The 21,871-nt window shown below is 27.5% G+C and carries 19 protein-coding genes; 7 read left to right on the top strand and 12 right to left on the bottom strand.

The genetic code is table 11. The features are described from left to right. Positions 1 to 10 precede the first annotated feature (10 nt). The 7 genes from MPF13_RS05380 to aroQ all read right to left on the bottom strand — a co-directional run bounded on the left by MPF13_RS05380 (position 11) and on the right by aroQ (position 6,343). The gene (locus tag MPF13_RS05380; protein ID WP_249981305.1) at positions 11 to 964 is read right to left on the bottom strand and encodes a glycosyltransferase; all 954 of its coding nucleotides are present in this window, start codon (positions 962 to 964) and stop codon (positions 11 to 13) included. After that, positions 957 to 2,060, bottom strand: a complete 1,104-nt coding sequence (locus MPF13_RS05375) for a DegT/DnrJ/EryC1/StrS family aminotransferase (RefSeq protein WP_249981304.1) — start codon at positions 2,058 to 2,060, stop codon at positions 957 to 959. The genes MPF13_RS05380 and MPF13_RS05375 overlap by 8 nt, the downstream gene beginning before the upstream one ends. Beyond that, entirely contained in the window at positions 2,053 to 3,246 is a 1,194-nt protein-coding gene (locus MPF13_RS05370; RefSeq protein WP_249981303.1) for a formyltransferase family protein, read from the bottom strand. The genes MPF13_RS05375 and MPF13_RS05370 overlap by 8 nt, the downstream gene beginning before the upstream one ends. Then, positions 3,243 to 3,644: a sugar 3,4-ketoisomerase gene (locus tag MPF13_RS05365; protein WP_249981302.1), complete on the bottom strand. Its 402-nt coding sequence runs from the start codon at positions 3,642 to 3,644 to the stop codon at positions 3,243 to 3,245. Before MPF13_RS05365 ends, MPF13_RS05370 begins: the two co-directional genes overlap by 4 nt. Further along, positions 3,641 to 4,900, bottom strand: a complete 1,260-nt coding sequence (locus MPF13_RS05360; protein WP_249981301.1) for an ABC transporter ATP-binding protein — start codon at positions 4,898 to 4,900, stop codon at positions 3,641 to 3,643. The genes MPF13_RS05365 and MPF13_RS05360 overlap by 4 nt, the downstream gene beginning before the upstream one ends. Position 4,901: 1 nt before the next feature. Next, entirely contained in the window at positions 4,902 to 5,774 is an 873-nt protein-coding gene (locus MPF13_RS05355; RefSeq protein ID WP_249981300.1) for an ABC transporter permease, read from the bottom strand. 155 nt (positions 5,775 to 5,929) lie between these two features. After that, positions 5,930 to 6,343, bottom strand: a complete 414-nt coding sequence (aroQ, locus tag MPF13_RS05350) for a type II 3-dehydroquinate dehydratase (protein ID WP_249981299.1) — start codon at positions 6,341 to 6,343, stop codon at positions 5,930 to 5,932. A gap of 42 nt (positions 6,344 to 6,385) precedes the next feature. On the opposite strand from aroQ, the gene xerD reads away from it, so the two are divergent. Next, complete coding sequence (gene xerD / locus MPF13_RS05345; protein WP_249981298.1) at positions 6,386 to 7,282, top strand: site-specific tyrosine recombinase XerD; 897 nt, start codon at positions 6,386 to 6,388, stop codon at positions 7,280 to 7,282. Between the two features lie 50 nt (positions 7,283 to 7,332). On the opposite strand, the gene rny is transcribed toward xerD, so the two are convergent. From rny to MPF13_RS05330, 3 genes are all read right to left on the bottom strand, one after another. After that, complete coding sequence (gene rny / locus MPF13_RS05340) at positions 7,333 to 8,898, bottom strand: ribonuclease Y (RefSeq protein WP_249981297.1); 1,566 nt, start codon at positions 8,896 to 8,898, stop codon at positions 7,333 to 7,335. A 232-nt stretch (positions 8,899 to 9,130) separates the two neighbouring features. Next, complete coding sequence (locus MPF13_RS05335) at positions 9,131 to 9,421, bottom strand: cell division protein ZapA (protein ID WP_249981296.1); 291 nt, start codon at positions 9,419 to 9,421, stop codon at positions 9,131 to 9,133. 13 nt (positions 9,422 to 9,434) lie between these two features. Continuing rightward, positions 9,435 to 9,725, bottom strand: a complete 291-nt coding sequence (locus MPF13_RS05330; protein ID WP_249981295.1) for a coiled-coil domain-containing protein — start codon at positions 9,723 to 9,725, stop codon at positions 9,435 to 9,437. 149 nt (positions 9,726 to 9,874) lie between these two features. Between MPF13_RS05330 and MPF13_RS05325 the strand changes: the two genes are divergently transcribed. Beyond that, a complete protein-coding gene (locus MPF13_RS05325; protein WP_249981294.1) occupies positions 9,875 to 11,578 on the top strand; it encodes a M23 family metallopeptidase in 1,704 nt (567 codons plus the stop codon). 62 nt (positions 11,579 to 11,640) lie between these two features. Then, entirely contained in the window at positions 11,641 to 14,034 is a 2,394-nt protein-coding gene (locus MPF13_RS05320; protein ID WP_249981293.1) for a TonB-dependent receptor, read from the top strand. Positions 14,035 to 14,159: 125 nt separating this feature from the next. On the opposite strand, the gene bcp is transcribed toward MPF13_RS05320, so the two are convergent. Then, positions 14,160 to 14,612, bottom strand: coding sequence for a thioredoxin-dependent thiol peroxidase (bcp, locus tag MPF13_RS05315; protein ID WP_249981292.1), 453 nt, complete (start codon positions 14,610 to 14,612; stop codon positions 14,160 to 14,162). Positions 14,613 to 14,727: 115 nt separating this feature from the next. Between bcp and MPF13_RS05310 the strand changes: the two genes are divergently transcribed. After that, positions 14,728 to 15,381, top strand: a complete 654-nt coding sequence (locus MPF13_RS05310; protein ID WP_249981291.1) for an endonuclease III domain-containing protein — start codon at positions 14,728 to 14,730, stop codon at positions 15,379 to 15,381. Positions 15,382 to 15,885: 504 nt separating this feature from the next. Here the strand turns inward: MPF13_RS05310 and MPF13_RS05305 are convergent. Beyond that, positions 15,886 to 16,470: an RNA polymerase sigma factor gene (locus tag MPF13_RS05305; protein ID WP_249981605.1), complete on the bottom strand. Its 585-nt coding sequence runs from the start codon at positions 16,468 to 16,470 to the stop codon at positions 15,886 to 15,888. Positions 16,471 to 16,689: 219 nt separating this feature from the next. Here MPF13_RS05305 and uvrA point away from each other — a divergent pair, with 219 nt between their 5' ends. The 3 genes from uvrA (at position 16,690) to MPF13_RS05290 (ending at position 21,821) form a co-directional block, all read left to right on the top strand. Beyond that, the gene (gene uvrA / locus MPF13_RS05300) at positions 16,690 to 19,482 is read left to right on the top strand and encodes an excinuclease ABC subunit UvrA (RefSeq protein ID WP_249981290.1); all 2,793 of its coding nucleotides are present in this window, start codon (positions 16,690 to 16,692) and stop codon (positions 19,480 to 19,482) included. 1 nt (position 19,483) lies between these two features. Continuing rightward, entirely contained in the window at positions 19,484 to 20,620 is a 1,137-nt protein-coding gene (locus tag MPF13_RS05295) for a MauE/DoxX family redox-associated membrane protein (protein WP_249981289.1), read from the top strand. Between the two features lie 106 nt (positions 20,621 to 20,726). Continuing rightward, the gene (locus MPF13_RS05290) at positions 20,727 to 21,821 is read left to right on the top strand and encodes a hypothetical protein (protein ID WP_249981288.1); all 1,095 of its coding nucleotides are present in this window, start codon (positions 20,727 to 20,729) and stop codon (positions 21,819 to 21,821) included. Positions 21,822 to 21,871: the final 50 nt, after the last annotated feature.

Below are 21,871 nucleotides of genomic sequence, written 5' to 3'. Positions count from 1 at the left end.
GTTATATACTTTACTTATTCTTTTTAAGTGAATTATAACTTGAATAGATCTCTAGAGCTATCTTAACAAAAAAAGATGGGTAATTATTTTTAATAAAAAAATGAATTTTTTTTCTTTTTAATGTATTTATTTTAACATTTGCATAAAATTCATTAATAATACTTCTATTATTTGTATTAAAATACAACTCAATAACTTCCTTTTGCACTTTATTAAGAATATTTTTGTTTTTTATTTGTTTGATTCCTAATAAAATATTCGAAGATCTCCATCTATTTGAATTTGATTTTTTATGTAAATTTTCAGAATGTATCCTATATTTAACAAAAGTGTTATTCATATAATAAAATCTAAAATCTTTTGATGCTCTTAGCCAAAAATCATAATCTTCATAAATTAATCTTTCATCATACTTACCTATTTTATCATAAACTTCTTTCCTTATTAGCACAGACATCGCTGGTATAAAATTATCAATAGCTAAGTCTTCATAAATATTCCCTGATAAACATGGGGCTTTTCTATGCTTTGTATTGTAGTTAATAAATTTTAATTCAATTAAATTAGAGTTTTCATCAATTATATCTGCGTCTGAGTACACAATACCATAAGAGTTATCAATTTCTAAAAGCTTTTGAACTTGTTTTTCTATTTTATTTAAATAAAAAATGTCATCACAACTAACCATTTGCATGAATTCTCCAGTACAGAATTCAATTGCTTTATTTAAAGTTTTACAAATACCTAAGTTTTTTTCATTTTTAATAAACTTACAATTAACATTATTATGCTGAATCCAGTTTTCAATTTTTATAATAGAATTATCTAAAGACTTATCATCAATAATAATTAATTCAATATTCTTATAAGTCTGTAAATTAATACTTTCTAAAGTTTCAATACAGTATTTTTCATGATTATAACAAACTGCTATAATACTTACTTTAGGTTGATTTTTAGACATAATTGTTTATAGCATTAATTACTTTTTCCACTTCTTTATGTGTTAATACTGGACTTATTGGTAAACTCAAAACCTCGTTATGTATTTTTTCTGTTATTGGATAATTTATATTGTTTAGTTCTGAATAAGCTTTTTGTTTGTTTGGTGGAATTGGATAATGAATTAAAGTTTCTATATTTATTTTTTTTAAATATTTTTGTAACTTATCTCTTTCTTCACACCTTATAACAAACAAGTGCCAAACATGAGATTTAAATTCTTCTGGATACTCAGGAAGTATAATTTTTGAATTTTTAATATTGGCTATGTATTTTTTTGCAATACTTCTTCTTTTTGCATTACTATCATCCAAATAATTGATTTTTACATTTAAAACAGCTGCTTGAATTTCATCTAAACGACTGTTAACTCCTTTATAAATATTATGATATTTATAACTTGAACCATAATTAGCAATTACTGATACTACATCATATAGGTTTTTATCATTTGTTGATATTGCACCAGCATCTCCAAGTGCTCCCAAATTTTTACCTGGATAAAAACTAAAACCAGCTGCATCTCCTAAATTACCAGTTTTTACCCCTTTATAAACTGCACCAATTGCCTGAGCATTATCTTCAATAATCTTTAATTTATATTTATTTGCTAAAGATTTTAATTCATTAAAATTAGAAACTCTTCCATATAAATGAACTACCATTATAGCTTTTGTTTTAGTAGTAATTTTTTTTTCAATTTCATTTACATCAATTAAAAAAGTGTTCTTATTAGGTTCTACTAAAACTGGTTTTAAATCATTTTCTGAGACCGCTAAAAGAGATGCTATAAAAGTATTAGCAGGAACAATTATTTCATCCATTGGCTTAAACACACCTAATTCTAAGTATCCTCTTATGATTAGCCTTAATGCATCTAATCCGTTAGCAACAGAAACAACATATTTAACACCAATATATTTAGCCAATTTTTCCTCAAATTGGTTAACATAATTTCCTTTTAAATACCAGCCACTTCTAAAAACTGAAATAATTTCTTTTTCTATTTCATTTTGAAACTGTAAATTAATTTTTTTTAGGTCTAAAAACTTAATCATTTACATTAATAATGTTAATTAATAAATCTTGTTTATCTTTAATAGCATAATCTAATACAGACAAATTATTATCATCTCTCCATTCAATATCTATCTCTTTTGAATATAAAAACTTAAACATACTGTAATCTTTAGTATACTTACCTGCACTTCTAGCATACATTAAAAGATTGGTTCCTTTATAATTTGTTGCCAATATATTTGCCCCTAAATTAATTAAATACTTAACTAAGTTTAGGTGGTTATTATAAACTGCAATAATTATTGCATTCCACCCTTTTTTATTTTTGGTGTTTATATTTGGAATATAATTAAGAACAGATTTAACACCTTCAACATCTCCTTCCTCACAATATTTCCAAAAAATGTCATAATAATCTTTAAATAATTTAATATTATAATCTATAGTTGATATAATAAAACATTCATCATCTTCAAAAATTAGGGTATTAGGTTTTGTAAATGATTTTTCAGATAATATTTCACTTTTATAAATTTTTGATTCATTATAAAATGGCAATTGATACTCCCTAAAGGTAAAACCTCTTAAACTATTATAAATTTGATGAGCAGTTTTATTAAAATCTATTTCTATATTTAAAAAATCAATATAAGATTTAGAATAATAAGAAGAATTCATATGTGTTTGCTCAACTGCATTATAATTATTGATTAAAATTTTATCAACGTTTTCTATAAAAAGTTTTGTACCAAACTGTATGTATTTATTGTATAAATCTTTAGCAGAATCATTTAAACTTATGTCAATTTTTTGCTGAAATAAAATAGCTCCTGTATCTATCCCAATGTCAATTTTATGAAGTGTAACTCCTGATTGAGTTTTGTTTTTAAGTATTGGTAATACTGACGTATACATACCTTTAAATTCTGGCAGTAAAGAGAAATGCAAATTAAAAAGTTGATTGGATTTGAACTTTTCTACTTTAATAATTCTATCATATTCTAATGAAAAAAAAATTAAATCATGAATTAAATAAAGTTCTTCTAAATTGCAAATTTTAATTTTATTTTTTTTAGCGAAATAACCTAAAGATTTCTGCCAATTATTTTGAAAATTATCTGTTTTATTTAATAAAACACAAAGTTTTTCCTTTTTTATAAATGATAAAAGAAAGTTCAAAGAATCAACTGCAATGTTATTTTTACCAGCAATACAAATAATCATAAACCTGTGTGTTTAAAAACCTCATAATCTCTAACATAATCATCTTCCAAATATTTTTCAGAAGCCAAACATAATAGTACTGCATTATGAGAAAATTTAATATCTCGCCAAAATCCTTCAGGAATAAACAATCCTTGGTTAGGTTTTTTTAACTCAAAAGAATACTTTTTACCGAGTTTATCTTCAAGAGAAAACAAAATAATACCTGAAACAGCTACAATTACTTGTTGAAGTTTCTTGTGAGCATGTCCTCCTCTTTCTATATGATTTGGTGTATAATAAGTCCAGTAAACTCTTTTAAATTCAAAAGGAACTTGATCTCCTAGCTCAGCAACAGATATATATCCCAAATCTGGAGAGCCAATTTTCTTAAATTCAATTAACTGAGGCTCTTTCATTTATCTATAAATTTTACATTCCAATTAAAATTTGGATATAGTATTCCTGGTTTTTGAGGCAATACTTCCAAACCAACATCCTCAACGTCAAAAGAAACAATATTTTTTATCCCTAACAACAAATACTTTTGGTCTTTTCCAAAGATTAAATTTACTTTATAAGTGTTAGAGTTTAATAAAAATGGGGGGAAAGTTGTATTAATTTCATACAAGCCTTTTTTAGAATCATTATCTAATAACAAAAGTGCTGGTGTATGAAAAACAAGAACCTCATCTTGATTAACTAGCTCAATAGTACAATCTAAATTTATATTTTCTAATGTATTTTCAAAAGATAATTTAAAATGAATTTCAGAATCAATAGATATTACTGATTTATTACTTGAAGAAACTGAAATACTTTTTAATTTAATATTTTCATTTTTAAATTCTTTAAAATCAATTTTTTTGTTTTTAACGTTAGATAAATTTTTATAAACATCTAGTGCTTTATTAACCTTTCCTTCAAAAATTTTTGATCCATTATTTAATACAATTGCACTAGAACATAATTTTTTAACCGCAGTCATGTTATGACTCACAAACAATACAGTTCTCCCCTCTCCTCCAGAAATATCTTGCATTTTTCCAATTGCTTTTTTCTGAAACTCAGCATCACCAACAGCCAATACTTCATCTATTATTAAAATATCTGGCTCTAGATGTGCTGCTACTGCAAAAGCTAAACGAACTGTCATTCCACTAGAATAACGTTTTACAGGAGTATCAATATAACGTTCACAACCAGAAAAAGAAATGATTTCATCTAATTTATCAGAAATTTCTTTTTTTGTCATTCCTAAAATTGCACCATTTAAAAAGATATTCTCTTTACCTGTCATTTCTGGATGAAATCCTGTACCAACTTCTAACAAAGAAGCAATTCTTCCATTAGATTTTATAGAACCTGTTGTAGGTCCTGTTACTTTAGAAAGAATTTTTAACAAAGTAGATTTACCTGCTCCATTTTTACCAATGATCCCTAGAACCTCTCCTTTTTTTACTTGGAAATTAATATCTTTTAATGCCCAAACATATTCTGATTCGCCTTTTGAAGATCTATCATTTGATTCACCAATTTTTAAATAAGGATCTTCTTTTCCTCTAATTTTTGCTAAAAACCGATTTAAATCATGACTTAATGTACTAGAACCTACAGTTCCTAAACGATATTGTTTAGAAAGATTTTCTACTTTTAAAATTACTTCATTTTTCATATTAAATAGTATCGATAAAAGTTTTTTCTGTTTTATTAAAAATCAATAAACCTAAAAAGAAAACTATTAGAGTAAAAATTAGTGTATAAATAATTCCAAAAATTGAATAATTACCATCATTTAATAATATATATCGACTAAACTCTATTAAATGAGCAATAGGATTAGCATCTACTACCCATGAATAGTCTGTTCCTTCTTCAACATTAATAAGCTTTTCCCTCATTAAATCAAGTGGATACATCACTGCTGATAAATACATTAAAAGTTGAACTCCAAACGAAACTAAAAATGTTAAATCCCTATATTTAGTAACCATTGAGGAAATAATCATCCCTAAACCTAAACCAATCATTCCCATTGCTAAAACTAACAAAGGAAAAAACAAAAGATAAACATTTGGTTTTATATTGTATCCATTAAAATAATAGTATAAGTAAAAACAAATAAAGATAAATATCTGAATTCCAAATTTCAATAAATTTGAAACTACAATAGACATTGGCATAATTACTCTAGGAAAATAAACTTTTCCAAAAATAGCTTCATTTCTTTTAAAAGTATCTGAAGTTGCAGTTAAACACTCTTTAAAATAGTTCCAAGTAGTAACACCAGCCAAATTAAACAAAAAAGGAGGAACAGATCCTGTAGAAATTCCGGCAATATTATTAAATACTAATGTAAAAATTACAGAGGTAAATAAAGGTTGTATTAAATACCATAAGGGACCTAAAATTGTTTGTTTATAAAGTGTAACTACATCTCTTTTAACAAACAACAATAATAAATCTCTATATTGCCAAACTTCCTTAAGATTTAAATCTAATAAATTGTTTTTTGGTGTAATTTCAAAAAGCCACTTCTCTTTATTCATGAACTATAAAGTATATAAACAAATATAAATTATTTTAAGTACAATCATAGTAAAATTCGATGAATACACTTATAGTTTCGTCGAAATAAAATAACAATCAAAATTATTAAATAACAACTTTAATAATTAGTAAAAAAAAAAAAAAAAATCTTATGCTATAAATAACTCTGAATAGCCAATTCATAACCTTTTAAACCAAACCCAAATATTACACCTTTTGCAGCTGGAGCAATAAAACTATGATGTCTAAACTCTTCTCTTGCATGAACATTAGAAATATGCAACTCTACAACAGGTGTTGAAATTCCTTTTACAGCATCACCAATTCCAACAGAGGTATGCGTATAAGCTGCTGCATTTAAAATGACACCATCATAATCGAACCCAACTTCGTGTAATTTATCAATTATTTCTCCTTCAATATTAGATTGAAAGTAAGACAAATCAACTTCTTTAAATTTAGATTGTAGCACTTTAAAAAAATCCTCAAAAGTATCAGAACCATAAATTTCTGGTTCTCTTTTTCCTAATAAATTTAGGTTTGGCCCGTTAATTATAATTAGTTTCATAATTTTCTTTAAAGATGTAAATATATACTTTATTTTTAGCAAATGAAATGGCAAAATGCAATTAAAGATTATCAATTATTTTTAAAAATTGAAAGAGGCTTATCAAAAAACACAATAATTAGTTATACTAAAGATTTAGAAAAACTTTTATCATTTTTAAATAAAAATGAAATTGTTATTTCTCCTATAAAAATCAATAATGATATTATTAAGAATTTTATTTATGAAATTTCTAAAACTGTTTTACCTAGAAGTCAAGCTAGAATAATTTCTGGTTTAAGAAGTTTTTTTGATTATTTAATCTTTGAAAATTATAGAGAAACAAATCCAACTGATTTAATTGAGACTCCTAAAATTGGAAGAAAATTACCAGATACTCTTTCTGAAGAAGAAATTAGCGAACTGATAAATGCCATAGATTTAAGTCATTCTCAAGGAGAAAGAAACAGAACAATTTTAGAAACAATGTATAGTTGTGGTTTACGTGTAAGCGAGTTAATTACATTAAAAATTTCTGATCTTTTTTTTGAAGAAGGTTTTATAAGAGTTATTGGAAAAGGAAACAAACAACGTTTTGTACCCATTCATTATAATGCTCAAAAATACATTCTCTCTTACATTAAACTTAACAGAAGCTTAATTAAACCTCAAAAAAGTTTTGAAGATATTGTTTTTTTAAACAGAAGAGGAAAAGGGTTAACAAGACAAATGGTTTTTATTATTCTCAAAGACTTAGCTCAAGCTATTAATTTATCAAAAAAAATAAGCCCTCATACTTTAAGACATTCATTTGCCACACATTTACTAAAAAACGGAGCAGATTTAAGAGCAATTCAGCAAATGTTAGGACATGAAAGCATTACTACAACAGAAGTTTACGTTCATTTAGACAAAACTTATTTAAAAGAAATATTAGAGACTTACCATCCTAGAAAATAAAAAATCCCGCAAATGCGGGATTTTCTTTATAAGAATTTAATATATTTTTTTTATTTAGCTACGTTTACAGCTCTCGTTTCTCTAATAACAGTAACCTTTACTTGACCTGGATACGTCATATCATTTTGTATTTTTTGAGAAATTCCGAAAGATAATTCAGCTGCTTTAGCATCATTTACCTTAGTGCTTTCTACCATAACACGTAATTCACGTCCTGCTTGAATAGCATACGCTTTTTGCACACCACTAAATCCAAATGCAATATTTTCTAAGTCTTTTAAACGTTGAATATAAGAATCTAAAACTTGACGTCTTGCTCCTGGTCTTGCTCCAGAAATAGCATCACAAACTTGTACAATAGGAGAAATTAAACTTTTCATTTCTATTTCATCATGATGAGCTCCAATTGCATTACAAACATCTGGTTTCTCTCCATATTTTTGCGCCCATTCCATACCTAATAATGCGTGAGGAAGTTCGCTTTCTGTATCTGGCACTTTACCTATATCATGCAATAAACCAGCACGTTTTGCAACTTTAGAATTTAACCCCATTTCTGCAGCCATAATACCACAAAGATTGGCTACTTCTCTAGAGTGTTGTAACAAGTTTTGCCCATAAGAAGAACGGTATTTCATTCTACCCACGGTTTTAATTAATTCTGGGTGCAATCCATGAATTCCTAAATCAATAACTGTTCTTTTACCAACTTCTATAATCTCTTGTGTTATTTGTTTTTCGGTCTTTTTTACAACCTCTTCAATTCTTGCAGGATGAATTCTTCCATCAGTAACCAATTTGTGCATAGATAAACGTGCAATTTCTCTACGAACAGGATCAAAACAAGAAAGTATAATTGCTTCAGGAGTATCATCTACTATAATTTCAACTCCAGTAGCAGCTTCTAAAGCTCTAATATTACGTCCTTCTCTACCAATAATTCTACCTTTTACATCATCAGACTCTAAATTAAATACAGAAACACAATTTTCTACAGCTTGCTCTACTCCAACTCTTTGTATAGTTCCTAATATTACTTTTCTTGCTTCTTGTTCTGCGGTTAATTTTGCTTCTTCTATAGACGTTTGTACAAAAGCCATAGCTTCTGTTTTAGCTTCATCTTTTAAAGAAGTTACTAATTCTACTTTAGCTTCATCTGCAGATAAACCAGAAATTTGTTCAAGTAAATCTACATGACGTTTATGCATTTTATCAAGCTCTACTTCTTTATTTTCTAAGAAATCTAACTTTTTATTGAAATCGTTTTCTTTCTGCTCTAAAGATTTATTTAAACGCTTGTTCTTATCAACTTCAGAAGCTACTTGAGATTCTCTATCTCTAATACGTTTCTCTACGTCAGAGATTTTTTTCTCTCTTCCTAGAATTACTTTTTCATGTTCAGACTTAAGCTCAATAAACTTTTCTTTTGCTTGAAGTATTTTATCTTTTTTAATTGATTCTGCATCTATTTTAGCTTCTTTTAAAATTGTTGCAGCTTCTTTTCTTGTTCCGTTTAATAATTTTTTACCTTTAGCTTTTTCCATAGCTTTTGCTATTAAAAAACCAACTCCTATACCTATAATTGCTGCCAACAAAGGCAGTATCATTCCATCCATAATTTAAATTTATATATAAAAAAAAGCCTACATTAGTTTGGTTTTTTAAACTCCATTATGGTATTTATAGGACTAACTAATTGGTCAAGAATCCACTTGTTTACAGAATGATTTCTGTAAACTATGGCCTGCTTTTACAATTAAGACTCATCCTTCATAATTGAATCGTGTTGAGTTTAATAAACAATTTACTAACGTAGGCAGTGTGTTGTTAATGTGTATTTTAAAGAACTTATTCTAAATGCGAATTAACTAAATTCGTTAATTCTTTTATTTTATCTACTACTTCTCTACTTGTAGAATCCTTTTCTATTGATGCTATTTCTACTTTTGAAGCAAATTGTAATGCACACATAGCTAAAACATCTTGTTTATCACTAACTGCATAATTTTCTTCATACATAGAAATTAATTTATTAATAGCATTTGCGGCTTTTCTCATTCCTTCTTCTTCTTTAGTGTTATTAACACTTAAAGGATAGGTTCTACCTGCTATTACTACATTAATTTTAAGTTTTCCCACAATTTAAAGAACTTTATTCATGTAACTGTATGATACATTTATCGATTTCTCGAATTAAAGCGTTTATTTTGAGTTTTGTATCTCTTGTATTTGTACTACTGCCTTCAATAGTTTTTGCAATTTTAAGCAAATCATACTGTTTTTTCTGTTCTGCTATCAGTTGCTCTCTTTCAATTATTTGATGTTGCAATTTGGTGGTACTTTGAAGCAATATTTCATTTTCATTCTTTAAAAATTCATAATTAGAAAGTAAGCTTTGTAGCTTATCTTGCAGTAAATGAATTGCTTCTATTGTGTTACCCATCTAAATTTTAAGAATAAAACTATAAACACAAAGTTAACATTCTGTTTTAAACTTTACAACATTTTGTTGCTTTTTTAATAACCCCTTGAAATTTAACCTATTATCAAAAAAAATGATTTTCACTATTTTTGTAAAAAAAAAACTGCATTTTGAAACAATTATTTTTGTTATTTCTATTTTTTTCAAGCTTTATAGTTTCTAGTCAAGAAAAATACCCAAAAGATTATTTTAGAAATCCTTTAGATATACCAACAGTTTTAGCGGGTACTTTTGGTGAATTGAGAAGCAATCATTTTCATTCTGGTGTAGATATTAAAACTCAAGGTAGAGAAGGCTTAAAAATTTATGCAGCTGCAGATGGTTATGTTTCTAGAATTAAAGTTGCTCAATATGGTTTTGGAAAAGCGCTTTATATAACTCATCCTAATGGCTACACTACTGTTTATGCTCATATAAGTAAATATGCAGACAAAATTCAAAAATACGTAAAATCTGTACAATACAAAAAAGAAAAATATGCAACAGGTAATTTATTTTTTAAAAGTGATAAATTTCCAGTAAAAAAAGGAGAACTTATTGCTTATACTGGAGATACTGGTAGTTCTGGTGGCCCTCATTTACATTATGAAATTAGAAGCACAAAAACAGAAAACATTATTAATCCTTTGTTATTTGGCTTAAAACCTAAAGACTCAAAACCACCAACTTTTCAATCTTTAAAAGTATATACTTTAAACAATAGTTCAAGAATTAATAATCAAAAAAAGAACTTTATTCTAACATTAAAAAACACTGAAAAAGGTAAATATTTAGCAGATAGAATCTCAGCTTCTGGAATTATAGGTTTTGGAGTAAGTGTTTTTGACAGATTAAATGAAGCTCCTAATAAAAACGGAATATTTAGTTTAGAAATGTTGGTTAATGGCAAACAATTTTATTATCATGATGTAGAAACGTTTTCTTTTTCTGAATCTAAATTTATAAACTTACATATTGATTATAAACATTATAAGAAATACAAAAGACGCTATCAAAAGACATATAAAGAAACAAAAAACAAACTCTCTACGTATGAAAATTTAATAAATAATGGTAGAATTAATATTAAAAATGGATTGAATTACACCATAGAAATTATTGCCAAAGATTATAATGGAAATTCAAGTTCAATAAAAATTCCAATTGTAGGTAAAGAAAGTAACACTATTTTTTCTAAATCTAAAGACAGCACTAACTATAAAATTATTGCAAAGAATTTTCAAAAATTCACAAAAGAAGATATTACAGTAGCTTTCCCTAAAAACACTTTTTATAACGACCTTTTTTTAAATTTTAAAGTAGAAAATGGTGTCGCAAAAATTCACACACCAACTATTCCTTTAAATAAAAGTTTTACTTTAACATTTAATGTATCTAAATATTCTGAAGAAGAAAAACAACAACTATATATTGCTAATTTAGAATACCCAAAATATCCTAGATATCAATATACAAGAAAAAAAGACAGTACTTTTTACACAACCACAAAAACTTTAGGAACTTATTCTTTGGTTTCCGACAAACATAAACCCAAAATAAATATTCTATATTTTAAGAACAATCAATGGATTTCTAAACGAAAAACTATAAAAGTAAAAATTTCTGATATTGGATCAGGAATCAAAAATTATAGAGCAACTATTGATGGAAAATGGATTTTAATGGAGTTTAATCATAAAAAAGGGGTATTAACTTACAATTTTAGTGATAAAAAATTGCTTGGTAGCAAACATATCTTTAAAATTGTAGTCTCGGACAATGTTGGAAATACGAATACACTTTCTACAACGTTCTTTAAGAAACAGGTAAACTAATATTCGTGAAAAAAGTCTTTCTATTTTTATTCTTTCTCCCCCTTTTTGCTTTTGCTCAAAAAATGACAATTCTAAAAGGAACTGTTAAAAACAAAGACAAACAACCAATAGAAAAAGTTTCTATTAAATATAATAATACTGGTACAACTACAGATAAAAACGGAAATTACACTCTAAGAATTCCTTTTAAAGAAGAAATTACTTTAATTTTTAGCCACTTATCATACAAAACTTCAAAAAGAAAATATACTGCAAAAAGCAGAAATGGCGCTAGACTTTCTGTTATTTTAATTTCTAAAACTGAAGAATTAAATGAAATTGTAATTACCGACAACAATAGAAATGCAAAAGGAGTTAAAAAAATTGACATAGGTGTTGTAAAAAATGTAATTGGACCTAATGCAGGTGTAGAAAACATTTTAATGACTTTACCAGGTGTAAGTAATAATAATGAGTTAAGTACGCAATACAATGTTAGAGGTGGTAATTTTGATGAAAACTTAGTTTATGTTAACGGAATAGAAGTTTACAGACCGTTTTTAATTAGATCTGGGCAACAAGAAGGTTTAAGCTTTATAAATCCACATATGGTTCAGAACATCAATTTTTCTGCTGGTGGATTTCAAGCAAAATTTGGAGATAAATTATCTTCAGTTTTAGATATTACTTACAGAAAACCAACAGAAGTTGGGGTAAGTTTAGATTTAAGTCTATTAGGAGGTAGTGTTACCTTTGAAGCTCCAATTATTGAAGACAAACTAACTTCAATAACAAGTTTTAGATACAGAGATAACAGTTTATTTGTAAATAGTAAACAAATTGAAACTAATTTTAGACCTAAGTTTATAGATTTTCAAACACTATTTTCTTATGATGCTTCAGATTATTTAAGATTTAATTTTTTAGGGAACTTATCTTTAAACAACTACAATTACAAACCTATTTCTAGAAGTACACGTTTTGGAACAGTAGCAAATCCTTTAGAATTAAATGTTTATTACAGTGGTGAAGAACAAGACAATTACCTCACTTACTTTGGTGCATTTTCTACAGAATATGAAATTAATGATTACTTAACTCTTACAGGTACTGTATCTAGTTACAACACACAAGAAGAAGAGCATTTTGACATAGCAGCTTCTTATAGTTTAGGAGAAGTAGACTCTAATATTGGTTCAGAAAATTTTGGAGAAGTAGATTTTTCTGAAGGAATTGGTTCTCAATTAAATCATGCTAGAAATGATTTAGATGCTTTAATTAGTAACGCTCAAATTAAAGGTAAATACAAATTAGATAGAATGCAGTTTGATTTTGGTGTAAAATACCAAAAAGAAGATATAAAAGATAGAATTAGAGAATGGGAAGTTATAGATTCTTTAGGTTTTTCTATTAGACCACCAAATCAAATTGTAAACAATAATCAACCTTATGAACCTTTTGAAGGTCCATTAACTCCTTATCAAGATATTAGAGTAGATAATGAAGTTCAAATTAATCGTATATCTGGATTTGTTCAATTTAATGAAAGATTATATTGGGGAGATAATGAGGTATGGTATAATGTTGGTGTTAGAGCTCAAAATTGGACTGTTAAAGGAAATGGAATTACATCTAAAAATCAAACTATCATTAGCCCTAGAGCTCAATTTTCTATCAAACCAAGTTGGCAAGAAGACATCCTGTTTAGAGCATCTGGAGGCTGGTATTCTCAACCACCATCTTACAGAGAATTAAGAAATTCTAACGGAAACTTAAATATAGACTTAAAAGCTCAAAAATCTATTCATTTAGTAACTGGTTTAGATTACAGTTTTAAAATGTGGGAAAGACCTTTTAAACTTACAACAGAACTTTATTATAAAGACTTATCTAATGTAAATGCTTATACTATAGACAATGTAAGAATTAGATATAGAGCAGATAATAACACAACAGCTTATGCACATGGTTTAGATATTAGGTTAAATGGAGAATTTGTTCCTGGAAGTGATAGTTGGGTTAGTTTAGGATATCTAAAAACAGAAGAAAACATTGATAATAGAGGAAACATTGCAAGACCATCTGATCAGCGAATTAAATTTGGAATTTTATTTCAAGACTATGTACCTAATTTACCAAATCTAAAGGCGTATTTAAATTTAGTTTATAATACTGGTGTTCCTGGAGGTTCTCCTTCTTATTCTGATGTTTATCAATTTCAACAAAGATTAAGAGATTACAAACGTGCAGACTTGGGTGTATCATATGTTTTTGCTGGAGCAAAAAGACAATACAAAACAGGTTGGTTATCTAAATTTAAAGAACTAAGTGCTGGTATAGAACTTTTTAACATGTTCGATATTCAAAACTCAATTACCAATACCTGGGTAAGAGATGTTTATACTAAAACACAATTTGGCATTCCAAATTACATGACTGGTAGAGTTTTAAATTTTAAACTCTCTATGAAGTTATAAAAAAGTAAGTTGTTAAAACAACTCGCTTTTTTATAAAATACAATCTCTTTTTGTAATTACAAATTCAAAAAAACACACAAGAATTAATTAAGTTTGGAATACAAAAAGGACTAATTGTTTGTTAATTATTTTAATATTTGAGCAGTATGATCTTTAGTTTTAACTTTTAGAATGATATCTTCTATCACGCCATTTTCATCTATAACAAAAGTAGTTCTGTGTATACCATCATAAACTCTTCCCATAAATTTCTTTGGTCCCCAAACATTAAAAGCATTTATTACTGCCTTATCTTCATCTACCAACAAAGGGAACTGTAAACCATGTTTGTCTATCCAATTTTGTTGTCTTTTTGCAGAATCTGCACTAACACCTAAAATGGCATATCCTTTTGCCAAAAAAGATTGGTAATTATCTCTTAAGTTACATGCTTCTGCAGTACAACCAGGTGTACTTGCTTTTGGATAAAAAAACATAACAAGTTTTTTTCCTGAAAAATCTGTTAATTTAACTGTATTTCCTTTTTCATCTATAGCCTCAAATTGAGGTGCATTATCTCCTATTTTTAATGAAGTCATATTTTTCTTTTTTATACAAATATACAAAGTATAAAAACTATTTTAAAGACTTAATTAAAAAGGTATCAATTTAACTTTGTAAATTGCAGGTTCTCAACCTTTGTAATTTCAGTAAATGAACAAACAAGAAAAAGTACAATTTGTTATTGATACACTTCAAGAAAAATATCCAGAAATCCCTATTCCTCTTGACCATAAAGACCCTTACACATTATTAATCGCTGTTTTATTATCTGCACAATGTACAGATGTTAGAGTAAATCAAATTACTCCTTTGCTTTTTGCAAAAGCAGATAATCCTTTTGATATGGTTAAAATGTCTGTTGAAGAAATTAAAGAAATAATTCGTCCTTGCGGATTATCACCCATGAAAAGTAAGGGTATTCACGGTTTATCTAAAATTTTAATAGAAAAATATAATGGTGAAGTTCCTCAATCTTTTGAAGGTTTAGAAGAATTACCTGCTGTTGGTCATAAAACTGCAAGTGTTGTTATGAGTCAAGCTTTTGGGGTTCCTGCTTTTCCTGTTGATACACACATTCATAGATTAATGTACAGATGGAATTTAACAAATGGAAAAAATGTACAACAAACTGAAAAAGATGCAAAACGATTGTTTCCTAAAGAATTGTGGAATGATTTACACTTGCAAATTATTTGGTATGGAAGAGAATATTCTCCTGCTCGTGGTTGGGATTTAGACAATGATATAATTACAAGTACTATTGGAAGAAAATCGGTTTTAGATGAGTATTTTAAGACTAAATAAAAAGTAGGGAGTTTGAAGAAGGAAGTTTGTAATAGGGAGAAAAATAACTAAGCTTATAAATTATCTTTTAACTTTAGTTTTCTAAATATTGGCAAACAATTGCGTTAGGGATTGAAGTGGAAATCCTTTTTTATGTAAGTTAGAGTGAATTTTTGAAATTATAGAAATAAAAATATTTTACAGAAGATAGTAAGTTTTGAAAACTAATAAAAAAGATTGCAACGTAAAGCCCGACCTTTAGGGAACGCCCAAAAAATAATTCATAAAAAAAGCTCCAACAATTGTTGAAGCTTTTTCCACTCTTAATTCAAATTCAATTCAATGTAATCTTTTGATTTGGTTTTAACAATAGTTAGCGATTTGGAAAAATCAATCAAAAATTGAACTGTTTCTTTTGTAGGTTGCATCTGAATTTCAGACGACTTTCTTGAGTAAATTTGCATCATATGATATCTTTTATTCTTTGTGTTTCAATTAGATAACGATACAAATTTTACTTTATTGTTAGTTTACTAAAATAATTTTATGTTTTTCTATTAATTTACGCATATTTATTAATGCATATCGCATTCTACCCAAAGCTGTATTGATACTAACACCAGTGTTTTCGCTTATTTCTTTAAAGCTCATATCTTTATACATACGCATAACTAAAACTTCTTTTTGTTCTTCTGGCAACTCTTTTACAAGTTCTCTTACATCAGCAAAAATCTGTTCTTGTATAATTTGCTTTTCGGCATTTAAATTTCCATCACCTAAAACAGAAAATATATCAAATTCATCTGTATTTTTAAAGGTTGGCATTCTATTAGACTTTCTAAAATGGTCTATAACTAAATTATGAGCAATTCTCATAACCCAAGGTAAAAACTTACCTTCTTCATTATAATTACCTTTTTTAAGAGTTCTAATCACTTTTATAAAAGTGTCTTGAAAAATATCTTCTGTTATATCTCTATCTTGAACTTTACTATAAATAAAGCTAAATAATCTTTGTTGATGTCTTTTAATAAGAACCTCTAAAGATGCTTCATTTCCTTGTATATAATCACTAACTAAAGTACTGTCTGTAATTGAATTTTTTCGCATCATAACTACTTTTTAAAGAACAAGTTGTTCTTTTAGTTTAATATTAAATTAATATTTAAAAAAGTAATTTTAACCTATATGCGTCTAATTTTGTGGTTCTTATGAACGTCAAATATGATTAATATTTTTTAAATCAACAAATATTTTAACAAAATTCATTCATATTAGTTTTATAGTAGGTGAAAAAAAAAGTATTTTTATCCCTTATATTTTCAATGAATGAAGACTGACTTATCAACTATAAACCCTAAAGAAAACATCATAATTAAAGGAGCTAAACTCCATAATTTAAAAGACATTGATGTTGTTATACCAAGAAACAAACTAGTTGTAATTACGGGTCTTTCTGGTTCTGGAAAATCTTCACTAGCTTTTGATACTTTATACGCAGAAGGTCAAAGACGCTATGTAGAAAGCTTAAGTTCTTATGCAAGACAGTTTTTGGGTAAATTACACAAACCTAAAGTAGATTATATTAAAGGTATAGCACCAGCAATAGCAATTGAGCAAAAAGTAAATTCTACAAACCCAAGATCTACAGTGGGTACAAGTACCGAAATTTATGATTATATAAAGTTGCTATATGCAAGAATTGGTAAAACCTTCTCTCCTATTTCTGGTAAAGAAGTTAAAAAAGATACTGTTTCTGATGTTGTAAACTTTGTAAAAGAGTTTGAAGAACGCACAAAATTATTGTTATTAGCACCAATTACTATTGATGAAAACCGTGATTTAAAAACCGTTTTACAAGTTTTAGAGCAACAAGGGTATGCACGTTTAAAATGGAATGAAACAATTTATAGAATTGCTGATTTTCCTCAAAAAGAATACAAAAATGAAACTCTTTTTTTAGTTGTAGACAGAATCATTACTAAAAATGATGAAGATTTTTACAACAGATTAGCAGATGCTATACAAACTGCTTTTTTTGAAGGAAAAGGTGTTTGTTTTATCGAAAATTTAGGAGACAATAAAGTTGCAGAATTTAGTAATAAATTCGATTTAGATGGCATGTCTTTCTTAGAACCAAACACACATTTATTCAGTTTTAACAATCCTTATGGAGCTTGTCCTACTTGTGAAGGTTATGGAAATGTAATTGGTATTGATGCAGAATTGGTAATACCAAATACAGGTTTATCAATTATGGAAGATTGTATTTTTCCTTTTAAAACAGATTCTTACAGACATTACAAAGAAGACTTAATTGATGTTGCTTATCAATTTGACATTCCTATTCATAAACCTTGGTTTGAATTATCTGAAAAACAAAAAGAGTTGGTTTGGAGTGGCAACAAATCATTTAAAGGTATCAATCATTTCTTTACAGCTTTAGAAGAAAAAAGTTATAAAATTCAGAATAGAGTTATGCTTTCTCGCTATCGAGGAAAAACAAAATGTACAACTTGTAATGGAAAACGTTTAAGAGAAGAAACCAATTTTGTAAAAATAAATAATAAAACAATTTCAGATTTAGTTACCCTTCCTTTAGATGAATTAACAGTATTTTTTAAGAATCTAAAATTAAATAAATACGAAGAAAAAATTGGAAAACGTTTATTGACAGAAATTAACAATCGTTTGCAGTTTTTAAATGATGTTGGCTTGTCATATTTAACTATCAACAGAACATCAAACACTCTTTCTGGTGGTGAAAGCCAGCGAATAAACTTAGCGACTTCTCTAGGAAGTTCTTTGGTAGGTTCTATGTATATTTTAGACGAACCTAGTATTGGATTACACCCAAAAGACACAGAAAGATTAATTGGTGTTTTAAAAAACTTACGAGATTTAGGTAATACAGTTGTTGTGGTAGAGCATGATGAAGATATTATGAAAGAAGCAGATTATATTATTGATATTGGTCCTGAAGCAGGTACTTATGGAGGAAATGTAGTAGCAGAGGGTAACTTTAAAGACATTTTAAAATCTGACTCTTTAACCGCTAAATATTTAAATGAAGAATTAAAAATTGAAATTCCTACAAAACGTAGAACTTCAAAAAATAATGTACAAATAGTTGGAGCTAGAGAAAACAACTTAAAAAACATTAATGTTACCTTTCCTTTAAACTGTTTATCTGTAATTACAGGAGTTTCTGGCTCAGGAAAAAGTACTTTGGTAAAAAATATTCTATACCCAACAATGCAAAAAAAATTGATTAGTTATGGAGATAAAATTGGGCAGCATACAGAAATAAAAGGAAGTTACGACAACTTAAAGCATGTAGAATTTATAGATCAAAATCCTATTGGTCGTTCTTCTCGTTCAAATCCTGTTACCTATATAAAAGCTTATGATGACATTAGAATGTTATTTTCTAATCAAAAATTATCAAACATTAGAAACTACAAACCAAAACACTTTTCTTTTAATGTAGAAGGAGGACGTTGTGAAGTTTGTAAAGGTGAAGGTGAAGTTACAATTGAAATGCAATTTATGGCTGATGTGCATTTAGAATGCGAGGTTTGTAATGGTAAACGTTTTAAGAAAGAAGTTTTAGAAGTTAAGTTTGATGGAAAATCTATAGATGACATTTTAAACCTAACTATAGATGAAGCTGTTACTTTTTTCTCTGAAAATTTAGTTCCTAAAATTGCCAGCAAATTAAAACCTTTACAAGACGTTGGGTTAGGTTATGTGCAATTAGGACAGTCTTCTTCTACCCTTTCTGGTGGAGAAGCGCAAAGAATTAAATTGGCTTCATTCTTAGTCAAAGGAAACACAAAAGACAAAGCTTTATTCATTTTTGATGAACCAACTACGGGTTTACATTTTCATGATATTAAAAAATTATTAGCTTCTTTTAATGCTTTAATTGAAAAAGGACATTCTATAATAGTAATTGAACATAATATTGAATTGATAAAATGTGCAGATTATATAATTGATTTAGGTTTAGAGGGTGGAAAAAATGGAGGAAATCTTATCTTTGAAGGTACACCTGAAGAACTAGCCAATAATAAAGAATCTTATACTGCTAAATATTTAAAAGAAAAATTAGTGTTTTAAAATGATTGCAAATTTAACTGACAAACAAAAAATAAATTACGTAAGAATTTTAGCAATTCTTGGAGTTTTAATATTAATGGTTTATGCTCCAAAATTGTGGGTTACAACCAAAGTTTTTCCTGTAATTCCTTTGTTTGACTGGTTACCAATACCAACATATCCTTTTGATTATTTATTAGGTGGGTTCTTATTTATTATACAAATAGTCTATATTTTTCAAAATAAAAAATGGCAAGGTTGGACAATTATTTTATTGTATCTCTTTTTAGCTTTAGTAGATCAAAACAGGCTTCAACCCTACTTTTATCAGAGTTTTTTAACCATTTTTGCAATTGAAATTTTTGGCAGAAAAGCAGAAAGTAGAAAAATTTTATATGCCATTATTCTCATATTTTTTGCTACCTATTTTTGGAGTGGAGTACAAAAAGCAAATGAAGCTTTTTACATACAATGGCTAAGTGCCTTAAACAAACATTTTAGTTGTATAGATGGTTCTACAAACGCACTAATTTGTTTGCCTCAGTGGTTTTTAGAGATATTTACTTATGCTGTTCCTTGGTTAGAAGCTTTAATGGGTGTTTTATTATTGTTTAATAAAACAAGAAAATTTGGAGTCTTATTTATACTTTCTATGCATGGAATTATAACTTTCCTTTTATTTTACCTAGGTTATGGCTACAATGTTGTGCCTTGGAACATACAAAATATGTTAAGTGTAATAATTTTATTTTGGACTCTAAAAACTTCAAATGCATTTGAATTTTTCTTTAAATTCTTTAATAAACAAAAAGTAGCAATCTTAATTTTTACAATTATTTTACCTTTTTCTAATTGGACTACAGGTTTTTATGACAGCTTACTATCTTTTCATTTTTTTACAGCAGACTTAAATTATTACAATGTTTTTATAAATGAAGAATTAGAAGACAATTTACCAGATCATATTCATCATTTTTATCGTTTTGAAAACGGTAAAGCTTATTTACAAATGAACGAATGGGCACAGTATGACAATAAAGTATTATTCTATCCAGAAGAAAGAATTATAAAATATATGGATGTTTATTTGCGTTCTTTTGCCAAAAACCCTAATGAAGAAGGAATAACAAAACTGGTAGTTTACAATCAAAAAAAATAAATATTAACGAATTCTAATTCAAAAATTACGAATTCTAATACTCGTAAAATTTAACCTTACTTCTATTCTACTTTTATAGTGTATTAACATTAAAAAAGCAGAAATCATGAGAACATTCCTAAGTAAATCAGTATTAGTTGCAGGTCTAATTGTATTAAGCAGTCCTTTTATTAGTTGTGATAACAACGAAATAAAAAAAGAAAAAGAAACCATCATTTTAGCAAATACAGACACTGCTATAAGTGAAGAAGTAAAAATTGAAACAAAATCTAGAGAACCAATTGTATTCATTGCTGGTTTTGATAAAGGCAGTGAAACATTTTACGCTGATGCCAGAAATTATTTTAAAGAAAAAGGTTTAAAAGTAATTGACGGTCAATATTCTTTAGAAGAAATTATTGTTTGGATGAATACCCATGCAAATGTTAATCCTTATGGAGAAGTTCATATTGTAAACAAAAGTAATCCTTATAAAGGGATGAATTTAGAAACAATTGTAAGAGGAGATAAAATTACTTCAGAAACTTTAAGAAGAAGTATAACTCAAGGCACACTCCCTTCATTAAAAAATGTAGTAAACAACAATACAAAAATTGTTTTTCACGCTTCTGGATTAGTGGAAGATAAAGAACTTTTAAAAACATTAAAAGATGCTTTTTCAGCTCAAAGTTTACCTAAAGTTATTGCATCTCCATACTTTACAATCTTTGGTGGAGAGTTTTCTAATCACTACTTAGCACAACCATATTATGTTTTTTATCCAACTGCAAATTCTCCTGGAAAAACAGATTTATCTAAAGAAATTGCAAAAAAATATCCGCAAGAAAAAGATATAGATTGGTTTGAAGCCTTACATAATGAAGAAGAAAGATATGTAGGAGAAGCTTATACAGAACAATTTTCAATTCCAATTAAATGGGAATTTGGATATCATCATACAGATGATGAAATGCCAACATTCTCTTCTTCTGAAGAAGTAATGGATTGGATAGAACAACATGAAGAATTAATGGTAGAAATTAACCAATACAACATCCCTTTAGAAAAATTTAGATGGAAATGGAGTACAAAAAACAGCACATTAATAATTAGAGGTAGAACAACTGGTTTAGTAGTATTAAAACCTTTAATTAAACCTTATGGAGATCTAAAACATATAGAACCAGATACAAATAACAAACGTTTGTATGCTATGAAGTAAAATGGAATGGAGATTGTAGTTTGATAAACGTCATTACACAAATATATCTA

The sequence above is a fragment of the Polaribacter sp. Z022 genome (assembly GCF_023555495.1).
Taxonomy (GTDB): domain Bacteria; phylum Bacteroidota; class Bacteroidia; order Flavobacteriales; family Flavobacteriaceae; genus Polaribacter.
This window is presented reverse-complemented; position numbering and strand designations above follow the sequence as displayed.

Coding starts and splice junctions, on each gene's coding strand:
- MPF13_RS05295 (WP_249981289.1), top strand. CDS start 19,484: ATGATTGCAAATTTAACTGACAAACAAAAAATAAATTACGTAAGAATT.
- MPF13_RS05355 (WP_249981300.1), bottom strand. CDS start 5,774: ATGAATAAAGAGAAGTGGCTTTTTGAAATTACACCAAAAAACAATTTA.
- MPF13_RS05290 (WP_249981288.1), top strand. CDS start 20,727: ATGAGAACATTCCTAAGTAAATCAGTATTAGTTGCAGGTCTAATTGTA.
- rny (WP_249981297.1), bottom strand. CDS start 8,898: ATGGATGGAATGATACTGCCTTTGTTGGCAGCAATTATAGGTATAGGA.
- xerD (WP_249981298.1), top strand. CDS start 6,386: ATGAAATGGCAAAATGCAATTAAAGATTATCAATTATTTTTAAAAATT.
- MPF13_RS05375 (WP_249981304.1), bottom strand. CDS start 2,060: ATGATTAAGTTTTTAGACCTAAAAAAAATTAATTTACAGTTTCAAAAT.
- MPF13_RS05365 (WP_249981302.1), bottom strand. CDS start 3,644: ATGAAAGAGCCTCAGTTAATTGAATTTAAGAAAATTGGCTCTCCAGAT.
- MPF13_RS05380 (WP_249981305.1), bottom strand. CDS start 964: ATGTCTAAAAATCAACCTAAAGTAAGTATTATAGCAGTTTGTTATAAT.
- MPF13_RS05305 (WP_249981605.1), bottom strand. CDS start 16,470: ATGCGAAAAAATTCAATTACAGACAGTACTTTAGTTAGTGATTATATA.
- bcp (WP_249981292.1), bottom strand. CDS start 14,612: ATGACTTCATTAAAAATAGGAGATAATGCACCTCAATTTGAGGCTATA.
- uvrA (WP_249981290.1), top strand. CDS start 16,690: ATGAAGACTGACTTATCAACTATAAACCCTAAAGAAAACATCATAATT.
- MPF13_RS05320 (WP_249981293.1), top strand. CDS start 11,641: ATGACAATTCTAAAAGGAACTGTTAAAAACAAAGACAAACAACCAATA.
- MPF13_RS05370 (WP_249981303.1), bottom strand. CDS start 3,246: ATGATTATTTGTATTGCTGGTAAAAATAACATTGCAGTTGATTCTTTG.
- MPF13_RS05310 (WP_249981291.1), top strand. CDS start 14,728: ATGAACAAACAAGAAAAAGTACAATTTGTTATTGATACACTTCAAGAA.
- MPF13_RS05330 (WP_249981295.1), bottom strand. CDS start 9,725: ATGGGTAACACAATAGAAGCAATTCATTTACTGCAAGATAAGCTACAA.
- MPF13_RS05360 (WP_249981301.1), bottom strand. CDS start 4,900: ATGAAAAATGAAGTAATTTTAAAAGTAGAAAATCTTTCTAAACAATAT.
- aroQ (WP_249981299.1), bottom strand. CDS start 6,343: ATGAAACTAATTATAATTAACGGGCCAAACCTAAATTTATTAGGAAAA.